Annotated in this window: 1 protein-coding gene and 1 pseudogene; both read right to left on the bottom strand. The window is 76.6% G+C overall.

Annotated features, from left to right (window positions below; all coding sequences use genetic code 11):
- Positions 1-210: pseudogene (locus tag GT030_RS36135) on the bottom strand (molybdopterin molybdenumtransferase MoeA); the annotation flags it as partial.
- A partial coding sequence (locus tag GT030_RS03965; RefSeq protein ID WP_237522182.1) for a DUF6457 domain-containing protein occupies positions 207-745 on the bottom strand: 539 nt, incomplete at its 5' end. The gene GT030_RS03965 and the pseudogene GT030_RS36135, both read right to left, overlap by 4 nt.

Genomic DNA, 745 nt, shown 5'->3' on the forward strand with positions numbered 1-745 from the left:
GGCGGCCTGGTGGTGGGGGTGCTCGTGCCCGGCCGGACGGGCGGGGGCGTGATCCGCCCGGCCGGTCTGGTCGGCCCGGTCCGTCCCGCCTGTCCGGCCTGCCTGGTCGCTTTTGGGTGCGCGGACGAGCGCCAGGGCCTCCTCCACGTCGAGGTCATCGGCGTCGCCGCGCCCGGCGTGCGGTCCCGCATGGGTGCCGGAGGCGGTCATCCGGCGTCCGGGGCGGACCCGCCCCCGCCGTGCTCGGCTTCCCAGCGGGTGGCCAGGTCGGCGACCTTGGCGGACGCCTCGGCGACGGACTCGGCGTCGCCCTTGCCCTGGGCGGCGGCGTAACCGATGAGGAAGGTGGTGAGCGGGGCGGCGGGGCGGGCCACGCCGTGGGCGACGTCGCGGGCGGCGTCCAGGAGGACGCGGGTGTCGACGTCGAGCTCGATGCCCAGCTCGTTCTTGACTGCGGTGATCCATTCGTTCAGCACGTGCCCATGCTCCCTGATCCGTGCCCTGGCGTGGGCGATGTCTTCCCAGGTGTCGCAGTCGAAGGAGGCCAGCGGGTCGGTGAGCCGGGTCAGGCGCAGGGCGCCGGTCAGGCGGCGCAGGGGCAGCCCGGTCAGGCCGCCGCGCCCGGCGTGCCCGCCCTGCTCGGCGTGCTCGGTGGCGAGGTCCGCCAGGGCGCGGCGCAGGGAGGCGGTGCGGTACGCGGCCACCAGCGGCTGGTCGCGGCCGTCGTCGTCGGTGAGCATCGCCC

Origin of the sequence: Streptomyces sp. SID1328, assembly GCF_009865595.1 — a bacterium.
In the GTDB taxonomy this organism is placed as follows: Bacteria; Actinomycetota; Actinomycetes; order Streptomycetales; family Streptomycetaceae; genus Streptomyces; species Streptomyces griseoluteus.